10 protein-coding genes and 3 pseudogenes are annotated in these 13157 nt (G+C 39.9%); 2 read left to right on the forward strand and 11 right to left on the reverse strand.

Annotation, left to right across the window (positions count from 1 at the left end; genetic code table 11):
• Window positions 1-167: 167 nt before the first annotated feature.
• From nadS to FTV50_RS14315, 3 genes and pseudogenes are all read right to left on the reverse strand, one after another.
• Window positions 168-440 carry a NadS family protein gene (gene nadS, locus FTV50_RS14305; RefSeq protein ID WP_180024821.1) on the reverse strand — a complete coding sequence of 91 codons (273 nt, stop codon included), beginning with the start codon at window positions 438-440 and terminating at the stop codon, window positions 168-170.
• Complete coding sequence (locus tag FTV50_RS14310; protein ID WP_111861355.1) at window positions 433-753, reverse strand: type II toxin-antitoxin system RelE/ParE family toxin; 321 nt, start codon at window positions 751-753, stop codon at window positions 433-435. The genes nadS and FTV50_RS14310 overlap by 8 nt, the downstream gene beginning before the upstream one ends.
• A gap of 96 nt (window positions 754-849) precedes the next feature.
• Window positions 850-2155 (reverse strand): annotated as a pseudogene (locus FTV50_RS14315) (ISNCY family transposase).
• Between the two features lie 266 nt (window positions 2156-2421).
• On the opposite strand from FTV50_RS14315, the pseudogene FTV50_RS16765 reads away from it, so the two are divergent.
• Window positions 2422-2547: pseudogene (locus tag FTV50_RS16765) on the forward strand (site-specific integrase); the annotation flags it as partial.
• A gap of 48 nt (window positions 2548-2595) precedes the next feature.
• Here the strand turns inward: FTV50_RS16765 and FTV50_RS14320 are convergent.
• The 8 genes and pseudogenes from FTV50_RS14320 to FTV50_RS14355 form a co-directional block, all read right to left on the reverse strand.
• A pseudogene (locus FTV50_RS14320) lies at window positions 2596-3350 on the reverse strand (IS5 family transposase); the annotation flags it as partial.
• A 94-nt stretch (window positions 3351-3444) separates the two neighbouring features.
• Window positions 3445-4200, reverse strand: a complete 756-nt coding sequence (locus FTV50_RS14325) for a class II aldolase/adducin family protein (RefSeq protein ID WP_180024822.1) — start codon at window positions 4198-4200, stop codon at window positions 3445-3447.
• Window positions 4197-5201, reverse strand: a complete 1005-nt coding sequence (locus tag FTV50_RS14330; RefSeq protein WP_373683694.1) for a ketopantoate reductase family protein — start codon at window positions 5199-5201, stop codon at window positions 4197-4199. The genes FTV50_RS14325 and FTV50_RS14330 overlap by 4 nt, the downstream gene beginning before the upstream one ends.
• 41 nt (window positions 5202-5242) lie before the next feature.
• On the reverse strand, window positions 5243-6016 hold the full coding sequence (locus tag FTV50_RS14335) for an ABC transporter ATP-binding protein (protein WP_180024824.1): 774 nt from the start codon (window positions 6014-6016) through the stop codon (window positions 5243-5245).
• Window positions 6013-7815 (reverse strand): ATP-binding cassette domain-containing protein, encoded by a 1803-nt coding sequence (locus FTV50_RS14340; RefSeq protein ID WP_180024825.1) that lies wholly within the window; start codon window positions 7813-7815, stop codon window positions 6013-6015. The genes FTV50_RS14335 and FTV50_RS14340 overlap by 4 nt, the downstream gene beginning before the upstream one ends.
• Complete coding sequence (locus FTV50_RS14345; RefSeq protein WP_180024826.1) at window positions 7812-8849, reverse strand: branched-chain amino acid ABC transporter permease; 1038 nt, start codon at window positions 8847-8849, stop codon at window positions 7812-7814. Before FTV50_RS14345 ends, FTV50_RS14340 begins: the two co-directional genes overlap by 4 nt.
• Window positions 8850-8939: 90 nt before the next feature.
• Entirely contained in the window at window positions 8940-10085 is a 1146-nt protein-coding gene (locus FTV50_RS14350) for an ABC transporter substrate-binding protein (RefSeq protein WP_180024827.1), read from the reverse strand.
• Window positions 10086-10128: 43 nt separating this feature from the next.
• Window positions 10129-11364: an OprD family outer membrane porin gene (locus FTV50_RS14355; RefSeq protein ID WP_180024828.1), complete on the reverse strand. Its 1236-nt coding sequence runs from the start codon at window positions 11362-11364 to the stop codon at window positions 10129-10131.
• A 775-nt stretch (window positions 11365-12139) separates the two neighbouring features.
• On the opposite strand from FTV50_RS14355, the gene catA reads away from it, so the two are divergent.
• Complete coding sequence (gene catA, locus FTV50_RS14360) at window positions 12140-13084, forward strand: catechol 1,2-dioxygenase (protein WP_180024829.1); 945 nt, start codon at window positions 12140-12142, stop codon at window positions 13082-13084.
• Window positions 13085-13157: the final 73 nt, after the last annotated feature.

Here is a 13157-nt window from a genome sequence, read left to right on the forward strand (position 1 = left end):
TCACATGCGTAATCTGCATGAGTAGGAACGTCATGCAGTAATACAGAAATTTCTTTATTCATTAAGCCACTCATTAATAATTATCTTAAGATTTCCTAAAATTAACATAATACACGTTATACGAAGTCAAAAAATGGGAGCTAAGCTCCCATTTTTAATGAAATTTTTTAAATAAGGCTAGGATGTGCATCTAAGATTCTAATTAATGTTGCCGCTGGTCCTGTCGGATAGCGTCGGCCTTGTTCCCAGTTTTGCAGGGTGCGATGACTGATGTGGAGACGTGCAGCAAATTCGCTTTGACTTAAACCAGTTTTTTCTCGGACTTCCTTAATATCAGGTAATTCAAGTTCGGTTGTTCGACTAGCTTTGATTTTTTTGCGTTTGATTGCTCCAGCTTCTTTAATCGAAGCGACCAAGTCATCAAATAAATTGTTATCCATGAAATTGCTCCTTCACGAGTTGGCGCAGAATGGCGGTTTCTTTATCCGTTAGATCATCTTTTACAGATTTTGGATAAGCCACCAAGAAAAAGATTTGATCATCCTCATTTACCCAATAGTAAATTACTCTGATACCGCCACTTTTACCTTTATTACCTTGAGCGCAACGTACTTTCCGAATGCCACCACCATTCTTGATCAAGTCACCTTTATCAGGTTGAACCAATAGATCTTGTTGAAGTTGACGATATTCCTCATCAGATACAAGGTCTTTGATTTGCTTGGTAAAGATACTAGTTTCAATGAATAACATAGATTCTATGTACGTCAATGGCGTACAAGTATTCTAGCAGTTTCCACATTAAAAAACGAGAGCTGCTGCCCTCTGTTATTCCCAAGTAGAAATGTCCTATATGGACATTTCAAAGTCAAGCACAGGATTCAGATTTCGTTGTTCAATCGCTGTTTTCTGTGCTTGTCTACGTGGCATCTTTTGAGAACGATTGCGTTTGTTTTGGTGTTCCAGTTGTTCATGCTGTTGTTGAATATGTGCCACCACAGAACCCAAACGTTTATTCTCAACAATCTCTCGTTGATTGAGCTGACTTAATTTATCGAAGATACTGTAATTGATTTTTCTTCCCTGATATTCAATGGCTACAGTACCATCCGGATATTCCAGGAACTCAAGATACTTGCCGACCAATCTTTGATTTTCTTCGCTGTTTTCCAAAATATATACGCATTTATCATAAGTAATCGTCAAGCTGTTCGTGACCCTGCGGAGTTCACGCCAGGTAAAAATATCATCTAATTCTTCGGCTGTTTCAGTGATAGTCCGGTGCAGATCCTTGGGATTAAAGGCCATCTTGGCGAATTTACGATTAAATTGCTCAATAAAGCACGGCAGCCACTTATTGGCATCTGCAATTGAACTGATGCCTTCCAGACGCATCTTCTTGATCAAACGGTCTTGAAGGGTTCTATTCGCGCGTTCTACGCGTCCTTTAGCCTGTGGTGAGTTGGCAAAGATAATATCAATCTTTAACTCATTCAGAATGCGTCCAAATTGCGTGATTTTGCTGTCCTGGCTCGATTTCTGGTTCACTCGGAAGACCGAATGTTTATCGCTATAAAAGGCCAGGGGCTTACAATATTGTTCAATATAGGCTCGGGTTGAAAGCATATAGTCGAAGGTCGTTTTCGCCTCACAGAACAGTGGCATCATCGATATAAACCAGCAAGCAGCACTTAGCAGCGCGTCCTTCGAACCTGTCATGATATGAGCCATCAATCTGGATTAGCTCACCGAAGCAATCCCGGTTATAACGTGGCTGATATGGACGTTTAAGGCGCTTGGATCGTGGAATCCAGAGGTCATTTGCAGTCATCCAGCGCCGAAGCGTTTCTACCGAAAGATCGAATCCATGCACGGTGGTGAGCTTTTCATGCGCTAAAGTGGGTCCGAAACCATAAAGTTGATCTGAAACAATATTGAGACACTTAAGTCTGAGTTCTTCAGGAAGTTTAGAATTGCTGATTTGGCCACGACCGGCATGAGCTAATGCAGCGGGACCTTGAGCTTTATATTTCTGCAGTAAGCGTCTGATCTGATGTTCTGAGATATGAAGTAGCTGAGCAGCCTGGGATTGAGTTATACGTTGATCACAGATTTCTTGCAAGACTGACAATCGGTTAAGTTCTTTATCCGACATAGACACCAACATATCAAACCGTCCGCTAAGGAAATTGCAAAAGCGCATATTCTAAAAGCGGACATTTTTACTTTGGAGAAACTGGACATTTCTATTTGGGGCTTACAGAAGAATTTCGTATAATATAGATTATGTTAAATATAATACCCCATCCATTAACTTCATATTTGTACTTATTTTACTTAATATCAATAACTTATACAAATAAAACTCCTAAGCAAAAATATGATATGTTGACCTAAATTGTAGTTCATGAAGTTCACACTATGTTTGAAGTTAAAAGTATTCATTTAGAACAAAAGATATCTAATGAGAACGAAATTAAATTATTGTTTGATACTGAATCAACATTTCCATGCTTATACCCATTATTATTTAGCTTGAAAGGGCTTTGTTGCACAAAGATTTAAAAGACAACACTCTGCTCATTTGAACAGAATTTAAGTGATAACTTGGGTAAGTGGTCGACCTAATTCCGTAAATCTGTTGAGGACTGCTACACGTGTATGTATCTCATTCACTTGGCTATCAAAACTCCTTGTACTGAGTTTATCTCCTAATAATTTAATGCAGTACATCTTAGTTTCAACCAAACTTCGCCGATGATAGCCTGACCATTTTTTCCATAGTGTCCTGCCTAAACGTTTAATTGTTCGAAGTAATTCATTTCGCTCTAGCGAGCTACTCTTTGTATCTTTCCATGGTTTCGCATTTTTCTTGGCGGAATCACTGCATACGCTTGCCAATCTGCAATGACCTGACGGCATTGCTTGGTGTCATAAGCTCCATCGGTATAAACAGAGTCAATTTGCTCATCTTGTGGAATCTGATTAAGTAAATCATCAAGCACCTGTGAATCACTGAAATTATTGGTTGTGAGCTGAATAGCGTGTAGTGTTTTAGCATCTATACCAATATGTAGTTTACGCCATTGACGACGATATTCAGGTCTATGTTTCTTACGCTTCCATTCACCTTCACCTAAAAACTTTAGCCCAGTAGAGTCTACGAGTAGTAGATGAAGACCACCACTACTTTTTTGATAACCAATTGTAATATCGATATGCCTTTGTCTTCTGCACAGTGTGGAATAATCTGGCGCTGTCCAATCTAATCCACAAAGCTTAATCAGACTTTAGACAAATCCAGTAACCATACGTAAAGACAGACGGAATAAGGATTTAATCATCAGAATAGGTTTGAAATTTTCATCAACATATTCTTGCCTTTCAATATCAACTTCTGTTATTTCAAGTGCATAATTTTGTGCCATTTCAAAAATTCTATTTTTATATCCTCCTTCTCTCCTCCATTTTTCTAACCATTGCCCTAAAAAATTTATCAGCAAATCCGCCATCTTGAATCAGCATCTGGGTCAAATCTGCACATTTTTGTTTAATGGTATCTTCTAGCAAAACATCTACACTTTGCATGGAGTCTGCTAAACATTGAATTTCCGCCGCGCGCTGAACCGTCCATAGCAAAAAGAATGCTTTTTCAATACTATTTTCACCAACAGCAACACCATGATTTCTCAGAACCAAAATATGTTTTTGTCCTAAACTCTGGATCATGCGCTTTTTTTCATCTTCAAATAATGTGATCCCTTCAAAGGTATGATAAGCCACGCGGCCAAACAATTGAGCGCCATAAAAATTATCGTTTTTAAACCCTTGTTGTTTCTGTGCAATTGCGCTGATTGGCGTAGTATGCGTATGGATTAAACAGCGAATATCATGTCGCGCCCCATGTACCGCGCTGTGCAAAGCAAAGCCAGCAGGATTGGCATCATATTCAGAGGGCGTTACTTTATTCCCAGACAAATCTACCTTAAGTAAGTTTTCAGGGGTTATTTCTGTGTAATTGAGACCAAAAGGGTTCACCAAATAATAGTGTTCATTGCCCGGTAAGCGAGCTGAAACATGATTAAAAATTGTCTCGGTCCAGCCAAAAAAATCAATCAAATGGTAACATTGGGCCAGCTTTACCCGTAAATCCCATTCTTCCTGACTGACATCCATTGGCTTTTGAAAATTATTATTCATGTTGAAGATCCCTCATTTTTTATCGACTGAGCACTTAAAAAATGGCTTAGTTCATAAATTATTTTTGTCACAGGCAACTCGCAGCCGTAGCGCTCAGCTAACTCAAACACTGCATCGGCAATATTTGCCAATTCCAGTGTTTTCTTGTCTTGGTAGTCATACCACATCGATGTATAAATTGAGCCCATTTCTGCACCCAGCTGCATAAAGGTATTTGGATCAATTGAAATCCGCGCACTGTAGCAAGCGGCTACACTTCTGACTTCCTGAGTAATGGATTTGGAAATTGGACTTAAATAAGTATTTGAGTAGATTTGCTCTAAAGTCGTATTGGCGACCACAGACAATGGATTTGAACTGAGGTTGGCAATCACTTTCGTCCAGATTTGATCGCGAATATTTTCGACTGGCCGTGCTTCAATGCCACTATTTTCAAATAAGTTCACCAAATCTTGTAGCCGATCTGACATTTGATGATTCGGCTCCCCAAAAATCAGCAAATGCGGATTTGTAGATTTGACCTGCCCCAGCCCCTGCAATTGTGCCGTGATAAATACTACGGCACCAATCAAGTGTTGCAGAGGAAAATTTTCAGTCAGGGTATTGTGCGGGTCTAAAGCTCTGATTGTGGCTAAAGGCTGTTGTTCGGTAATGCCATAAAAATACCAAAAAGGAATCCCGTTCATTAAAGGAATAATTTGAGTCTTTTCATGCAGCATACGTTTCAAGTTGGGCATAATTTCAGTTAAAGCCTGAAATTTAGTCGCGATAAAAATATAATCTTGATCGCTTAAATCATCTTGATCGCTGACCACTTGCACAGGATAAATATTATGCTGACCGGTTAAGTCCTCTAAATGAATTCCATGTACTTTAATGTGCTGATAATTTTCGCCACGTGCGAGCAAACGTACATTGTGGCCTGCAAGGATAAGCCTTGCAGCCACGACACAACCAATTGCACCTGCACCATAGACGAGAATTTTTGAATCTGAATTCACTTCTGCCTCCATGCAAATCAATGTTGTTGAGCGGTATTAAATTACACCGCTAAAATATCCTGATGTTTGCTATTGATGCCTAAATAACTTTCAATAATGCGTGGATCTTCTACAAGATCACTGCCTTTACCGTGCATAGACAGTTCACCCATTTCTAACACATAGGCATAATCTGCAAGCTTTAATGCGGCACGTGCATTTTGTTCAACCAATAAAATAGACACGCCTTGCGAACGTAAATGGTCGATGACTTTAAAGATTTCACGGGTAATTAACGGTGCAAGACCTAAGCTAGGTTCATCCAACATTAATAGTTTAGGCTTTGCCATAAGTGCACGCCCTACCGCCAACATTTGGCGCTCACCGCCAGATAATGTGCCAGCCTGCTGGCTATGGCGTTCTTTAAGGCGAGGAAAAATATCATACACTTCATTTAAGGTTTGACTCAGTTGTCGATCCCCCTGACGATAGCGCTGAAAAGCGCCAAGCATCAGGTTATCTTCAATACTCATTGAACTAAAAAGCTCTCGCTTTTCAGGCACCAGTCCTAAGCCTCTGACGACCATACGTTCTACTGCAGGACATTGCTCAACCGCACCATCAAATTCAACATTACCTTTAGAACTTAACAAGCCCATAATGGCTGAAAGTAATGTGGTTTTTCCTGCACCATTTGGCCCAACCACAGAGACAATCTGCCCCTCGTTTACGCGCATATTGAAATTGGTTAATGCCTCAACTTTGCCATAGGCAACACTGAGATTGGAAATTTCAAGTAAAGCCTTTCCTTGATCATTTTGAATGACATCACTCATGCAGCACCTCCAAGATAGGCTTCAAGCACCGCTGGATCTTTTTGAATATCCTCTGGTAAGCCTTCTGCAATTTTTTGACCAAATTCCATTACCACAATACGGTCTGCTAAATTCATCACAAAATCCATGTCATGTTCGACCAGTAAAATTGCCATGCCTTCTGCTCTTAGTTTATTCAATAAAGCGGCCAAGGCTTGTTTCTCTTTAAAACGTAAACCTGCTGCAGGCTCATCAAGCAATAACAAACTTGGGCTTGCGCATAATGCACGTGCAATTTCTAAGATACGTTGTTGTCCCAAAGCTAAACTGCCCGCTTCGGTATACAGATAGTCGCCTAAGCCAACGCGTTCCAACTGTGTTTTCGCTTCATTGAGTAAAATATTTTCCTCATCTCGGTCCATATAGAACATAGAAGAAAAAATACCTTTTTCACCGCGTAAATGCGTGCCAATTGCCGTGTTTTCTAGCACCGTCATTTCTGGCAAAATTTTGACATGCTGGAAGGTTCGGCTCAGTCCTAATCGCGCAATTTCACGTGATGGAATACCATTGATCTTTTGCCCTTTAAATATCACTTCGCCGCTGGTTGGTTCATCCACACCCGAAATTTGGTTGAACATGGTACTTTTACCTGCACCATTCGGGCCAATGAGTGCAAGTATTTCACCTGCATGAATCGATAAATTCATGTCATTGTTGGCAACTAAACCACCAAATTTTTTGGTGACATTTTTAGCCTCTAAAATCACACTGCCTTGTTCAGGTAATGTTGGCGTGGCTAAGGATTGAGAAACGGGATTTACCTTGGGATGGATATCTACGGGTTTAAATTTTGCTGGCACAAGTTTTGTGATGAATGACCATAAACCTGAAGGCGCTTTTTGCATTAATAGAATAATAATCAAGCCAAATACAATGGTTTCATAATGCCCTTCTGCGCCAAAAACAATTGGCAGGAAGTCTTGTAACCATTGTCGAACAAGGGTAAATATACCCGCGCCTAAAATTGCACCCCAAATACTGCCTACACCACCCAGTAACGCCATAAATAGGTAATCAATACCCATTTGTAAACCAAACGGTGTTGGGTTGATGAAGCTTTGTGTATGCGCATATAGCCATCCTGAAACGGAGGCAAATATCGAAGCGATCATAAATACAATCATTTTAGAGCGGAAGGTATTCACACCCATTGATTCTGCCATGACCTGACCGCCTTTTAAGGCGCGCATCGCACGACCTTCACGTGAATTGAGCAAGTTTTTGGTGACAATAATGGCAGCAAAAACAACCAACCAGATGAGGTAATACATTTTATTACCCGAATCGAAGGCATAACCGGCAATCGAGATATTTGGAATATTGGATATCCCTGAATGTCCGCCTAAAGACTCAATGGTAGAGAAGAAATAATATAAAGAAATGCCCCAAGCAATGGTGCCCAAAGGTAAATAATGTCCTGAAAGCTTGAGTGTCAGTCCACCAACCAATAGTGCAGAACATAAGGTAATTAAAATTCCGAACAACAGACCAAACCACGGATTGCCACCTGTCCAAGCCAAAAAGTTTGGCAGCTGTTCAGTGACGGTTAGGTAGGCCGTTGTATATGCGCCAATTCCGACAAGTGCAGCCTGACCAAAGGTGGTCATTCCACCCACACCAGTGACCAGAACTAAACCGAGGACAACCAATGCATTTAAGCCAATATAATTGAGTAACGTCACTTGATAGGTCGGTAAAATAAGCGGACTGATGAATACGATTAGAGCAAAAATTAAAATTAAGTATTTAGATTTCATTCTTCGTCCTCCTCTACATGGCGTGTCGTTAGGGATTTCCACAGTAAAAATGGAATAATGAGTGTGAAGACAATAATTTCCTTGTAATCACTGGCCCAAAACATAGAGAACGATTCAATAACTCCGACGACAACAGCGCCAATGGCCGCAAAAGGAAAGCTGATCAAACCACCAATAATGGCGCCAACAAAGCCTTTTAAACTTAGAATAAATCCAGAGTCATAATATAAAGTGGTGATTGGAGCAATCAGAATGCCTGAAAGCGCGCCAATAAATGCCGCCATAACAAAGGTGAGTTTTCCAGCAAAGATGGGTGAAATTCCCATAAGCTGTGCACCAATACGATTGACTGCAGTGGCGTGTAATGCCTTGCCATAAAGGGTTTTCTCGAAGAAATACCACAATACAAGGATCAAAATAAAGAATGCCGCGATGATCACCAACGTTTGGCTATTGACCGTTAAAGATCCAAGATTAAACGTTGCATCACTAAAGGATTGGGTTTGCGCACCATCAGGGCCAAATATAACTAAACCTAAGCCCACCAAAACCACGTGCACCGCAATAGAAACAATCAGTAAAACTAAAGGTTTTGCGCTAACCAAAGGTTGGAAAAAAGTGCGATAAATTTGAGGGCCCAACGGAATAATTGCCGCTAAGGTTAATATAATTTGTCCCCACATCGGTAACTGATCAAGGTGCAACTTATACATAGCCAGTAATAAAACACCTATATAAATTAGGCTTCCGGCAAATAGCTTGATATTAAAAATACTGTTGTGTCTGACTTTGGCATATAGATCTAATAAAGTATTTACCACAAAGAATGCAGCCACCAACCAAACAATTAAACTTGGTTTACCGGCCTGAATAGATGCCAAAGTAAGTGCACCAAAAACTGCAAATTCGCCCAGAGGAATTAATAATATTCGTGTCACTGAAAATACAAGAATAATGCACAGTGCCAATAAGGCATAAATCGCACCACTGGTGATGCCATCCTGTGCAAGTACCAAGGCAATATCTAAATCCATAACGTCTCCCCGCCTTTCCTGTGGGTGAGTCAATATTCGAGTAAAGGGACGCCTCCACCCGAATAATTTAACTTTTTATCTCTATCAGTTTTATTTCAAAAGCTTCCACTGACCATTTTTCACAATAATCATTTCACGACCACGTTTATCAAAGCCGCTGTGATCTGTTGGCGTCATGTTATAAACACCTTGAGTACCCGCCACTTCTTTTGTGCTTTCTAAAGCATTACGTAGTGCTGCACGGAATTGCGGAGTACCCGGTTTAGCTGTTTTTAAAGCGACAGGCACTGCTTTTTCCAACAAAATTCCAGCATCGTAAACGTTCGCCCCGAAAGTCGCAGGAGTCTGTTTATATTGCGTCTTGTAGGCGTTCATATATTTAGTAGCAACTGCTTTAGACGGATGGCTGCTCGGAATTTCATTAATCACCAGCATCAAACTCGCAGCTAAGATTGTATTTTCTACTTTCTTACCACCTAGTTTTAAGAACTGATCCAATGCAGCACCATGGGTTTGATAGATCTGGCCACGGTAACCGCGGTCAAATAGTGCTGTTTGAGGCGGAACTGCTGCACTGCCAGGTGCGGCAATTAAAATTGCTTGTGGCTTTTTACTGATCAGTTTCAGCGCTTGACCTGTCAAAGACGTATCTTGACGCTGGAAAGACTCCTGAGCGACGACTTGAATGCCATGCTTTTTAGCTAATGCACTCACAACCTTGCCCCAGTTTTCACCATAAGGATCAGCTGTACCAATAAATCCGATGGTTTTGAACTTACGTTTCACCATGTCTTGGATGAGAGCTGCAGCAATAATGTCGTCATTTTGAGTGGTCTTGAATACCCATTTTTTTTGAGCATTCATCGGTAAGACTACAGATGCTGTACCTACTGGCGCTAATAGCGGAACTTGTGCTTTTGCCACTGTTCCAATGACTGCTGAAGCATTTGGCGATCCTGATGGACCAATAATGGCATCGACATTATTTTCTTTAATTAATTTTTCAACTGCTTTTACTGATGCAGTCGGATCGCTGGCATCATCGAGTGAAAAATAACGTACAGTTTCATTGCCAATTTTTTTAGGCAGTAAAGCAATGGTATTTTTTTGAGGGATACCCACCATAGCGATTGGGCCAGATGATGAAGTAATCACACCTACTTTGATTTCAGCGTGTGCACAAACAATAGAGGCTGCCAAGACACTGGTTGCACATACTAATTTTCTTAAAGTCATTATTCTCTCCTTGCTATTCTTTTAACCTACACGTTAAATCCAATTAGAATTTCATGCTGTAAGTCGTAATGAATCGATTTTCTACAAAATCATTTCCTGCGCTATGACCCGCACCGTATTTGGTTGTGGTATCGATATAGCGCCACTCAAAGCCAAGTCCTTTCAACTTACCTTCTGGAACGGTGTAACCTAAGATAAAGTTTGCTTCGGTTTCTTTATTGTCTGTTAGACCTGGACGCTCAATATTAGTTCCATATAAATAACGTAGTGTGGTACGCAGACCTGGTACGCCTACATCTTTAAAATCATACGAATATTGTGCGTGATAGGTCAGTTCTTCAGGTTTAATAAACCCTAGTGTTGACCATGTATGTAAAAATGGTTGCGGTGCATATCCATCAAATGTTGGGAAGTTGGTTTCGCCTTTATTTTTTTGTACGCCTGCTGCGAATGAATGTGGACCATTACTTAAATTGGCTTGAACACCTAAAGTTTGACTATCAATATTTCCGTAATATGCATCACCATCTTCACTGTTATGGAAATAACGCGCATCCAATTTCAGCTTAGTTGTACCTACATTGGTGTTGTACGCTGCACTAAAAAAATGTTGCTGATAAATATCTTCAAGTTGCCCGAACCAATATGACCCATCAACTGCAGGAGTGAATTTATAGTCAAAACCAACATAGTTCAAACCATCACTTTCCATGTGTGGTTTACCTGGGGCAAATAAACTTAATTTCTCAAACTCATCATCATTACGTGCATTAATATGCGTGATGCGGCCCAATGAAAATTTTAAGTTATCAATTGATTTATTTTCAAATGCAGCACCTGCATAGGTCGTTACCAATTGACGTGACTCATCAATATAAGCGACTGGCGTACGTGGCGACAGCTCACCGATTAATAATTCAGAGTCTTTATATTTGAGCTTTAAGGTCGCGCCAAATTTATTATAGCTGCGTTCTTGCTTATTTTTGATTGGGTCGAATGGAAGAATCGTATCAGGTCTTTCAGCGTTATGATCAGTCAGACGTAAAGCATAGCTAGATGTCACATCTAATCCCATCTGTACTGGTGTATCTGTATAACCTGAACTAAATTTTAGACCAAGTGCTTGTGACCAGCTACCTACATTAGGGGTCGTTGTGTTATCACGCTCCATATAAAAATTTCTAAAATTTAGTGTGGTTTGGCTGTCTTCGACAAAATCAGCATACACAGCCCCATTACAACAGACGGTTAATAATGCTAATGCTGGTAATTTATTCATGTAATATCCTTATACAATACAAATCAATCGAATTTTTCTCATCTGTTCCAATCAATGAGTTAAGTCATCCCGACAAAGCTAGCCTCTATATTTCATGCCATCTCTGACCATTTTTTATGACTGCATCGCATCAATATTGTTTATTTACATGGAAATTTCAATGTTATTTTAAGTATATTTATATACCTTAAATAGTAAAATCGCCTAAATTATTTACACGAAAGGAATATTCATAAGTCAAAACATTATATTTTTTATGGAGATGAAGTTTTCAAAACGAAAAAATAGATTAATGATGTTGTAATGATCTGTAAGTTTGCTTGATTCTAATATTTCATTTGGAGCTTGTATTGCAATTAGCAAGACTTAAATATGTAACATCTATCAATATGAAATGAATGTAAATAAAAAAGTCCTATATTTAATCAAAGCTCATATAAATTAGTCACCTCGTTTTAGATGACCAGTTTCAATATTCGATTTTTCTAATTTTAGCTATTTTATTGGACTCAAATGAGCTTAATTAGTTTCATGATCATTTAAGCTTTATGTTAATAAGAACTATCCGACTTAGATTAATTTTTTAGAACTACATTCCTTAAATATACCTTTTAAGTATTTAAAGATACCAAAACAAGACTAGATAAGGCTATAACATTTAATTAAGGTATATATGAACGGATATACAATTTAAGAATCAATGCAGGCTTAACTCATACAACGATTGAATAATTATGTAGTGGACCAGCATTATGGCAACATGAAGGAGATAGCCATGACAGCCGCAAATGTTAAAATTTTTAACACGGAAGAAGTACAAAATTTTATAAATCTACTCAGTGGACTTGAGCAAGAAGGTGGTAATCCACGTATCAAACAAATTATCCACCGTGTAGTTTCTGATTTATTTAAAACCATCGAAGATTTAGAAATTACTTCTGACGAATATTGGGCGGCAATTGCATATTTAAACCAACTCGGTACAAGTCATGAAGCTGGATTGCTTTCCCCTGGTTTAGGTTTTGACCATTTCCTCGATATGCGTATGGATGCCGCGGATGCCGCTTTAGGTATTGATAACCCAACGCCACGTACCATTGAAGGCCCTCTTTATGTGGCTGGCGCGCCTGTGTCACAAGGCTTTGCCCGTATGGATGATGGCAGCGATCCAAATGGCCATACGCTTATTTTGCATGGCACAATTTACAATGCAGATGGTCAACCGATTCCAAATGCACAAGTTGAAATTTGGCATGCCAATACCAAAGGTTTCTATTCACACTTTGACCCAACTGGCGAACAAACACCGTTCAATATGCGCCGTACTATTATGACGGATGCACAAGGCCATTATCGTGTACAAACGATTCTGCCATCAGGTTATGGCTGCCCACCAAATGGTCCAACACAGCAATTGTTAAATCAATTAGGTCGGCACGGTAACCGTCCTGCGCACATCCACTTTTTTGTGTCAGCAGATGGTCATCGCAAACTAACTACGCAAATTAACGTTGCTGGCGACCCGTACACCTACGATGACTTCGCTTTTGCAACTCGTGAAGGCCTAGTGGTTGAAGCGATTGAGCATACCGATCCTGCGACAAGTCAAGCCAACGGCGTAGAAGGTCCATTTGCTGAAATGGTCTTTGATCTAAAATTAAGCCGACTTGTCGATGGAGTTGATAACCAAGTGGTAGACCGCCCGCGCTTGCAAGCTTGATGCAAATATAAATCTAATTTTGAATCTTGTAATCAGGCTGCCAGCAATGGACTAGCCTGATTTGCTTTACGGA

The sequence above is a fragment of the Acinetobacter sp. YH1901134 genome (genome assembly GCF_013416965.1).
In the GTDB taxonomy this organism is placed as follows: Bacteria; Pseudomonadota; Gammaproteobacteria; order Pseudomonadales; family Moraxellaceae; genus Acinetobacter; species Acinetobacter amyesii.